Below are 1,111 nucleotides of genomic sequence, written 5' to 3' on the forward strand. Positions count from 1 at the left end.
TGACCGAGCAGCTTGAAGGCGGTCAGCAGCAGCCCGCCCTCGTATGACCAGCCGCACTGACGATGGAGAGGTCTCGCAGGGCTGTACAAGAAACCCCACCATCCGAGGCTGGTTGGAACCCGCGCGGATGCTGGCTTGTTTCTCCAGCTTTCCCCCAGTACAACAACCACATGATTCCTGACGGGCTTGCCCGAACCGCCGCCGCGTGACCTCCGCATAGGGTAGGAGCAATCACACGGAGGACGGCATGAGGGTCGCCATCTACGCCCGCGTTAGCACCGACCGGAACCAAACCGTCGAGAACCAGCTTCGAGACCTCACCCAGGTCGCCCAGCACCTCGGCTGGACCATCGTGGAGGTGTTCCGGGATGAAGGCATCAGCGGAGCCAAGGGACGCGATCAGCGCCCCGGCTTCGACCGCCTCCTGAAGGGCGTGGCCCGCCGGGAGTTCGACCTGATCGCCGCGTGGAGCGTGGATCGCCTGGGCCGCTCCCTCCAGGACCTTGTCGCCTTCCTCGGCGAGATCAACGCTCGCGGCGTCGGCCTCTACCTCCACCAGCAGGGCCTGGACACCACCACCCCTGCGGGGCGCGCCATGTTCCAGATGCTGGGCATCTTCTCGGAGTTCGAACGCGCCATGATCCAGGACCGCATCCGGGCGGGCCTCAATCGCGCCCGCGCCGAAGGACGGCGTCTCGGACGTCCCAAGACCAGCGATGCCATCATTGCCCGCATCCGGCGGGAACTCGACGCCGGGCATGGCATCCACAAGACCGCGAAGCTCGTTGGATGCGGCGTCGGCACGGTGCAGAAGGTGAAGAAGGAGATCGCCGCGACGCCTCTCACCTGATGCCAAGGGCATCAGGTGAGATCGTGCCGACAACCACGACGGTAGGATTCAACACACCGGCTCTGCTTCGGGGCAAACTTGACCAGCGGGCTTGTCGTACCGGATCAACATGAGGCATGTATGACCCTCCTCGGCTCCACCAACCGAAGCAAGCGGCCAACCCGTAGGTGGCTGGATGCTGGCCCAGCCGTGCAGTCCTTCGCGCTACCGCGCTGACCATGAACGCCGAATCCCCTCTTGACCGGTATGACGGGGGATCAT

1 protein-coding gene is annotated in these 1,111 nt (G+C 64.7%); it reads left to right on the forward strand.

The genetic code is table 11. The annotated features are described in order from the left end of the window. The first annotated feature begins 247 nt into the window (after positions 1–247). Positions 248–850, forward strand: coding sequence for a recombinase family protein (locus tag TSO5_RS32030; RefSeq protein WP_109155388.1), 603 nt, complete (start codon positions 248–250; stop codon positions 848–850). Positions 851–1,111 lie beyond the last annotated feature (261 nt).

The sequence above is a fragment of the Azospirillum sp. TSO5 genome (assembly GCF_003116065.1).
Taxonomy (GTDB): domain Bacteria; phylum Pseudomonadota; class Alphaproteobacteria; order Azospirillales; family Azospirillaceae; genus Azospirillum.

What these genes read in the sequence shown, in the direction of transcription:
- TSO5_RS32030 (WP_109155388.1), top strand. Translation starts at nt 248, where the DNA reads ATGAGGGTCGCCATCTACGCCCGCGTTAGCACCGACCGGAACCAAACC.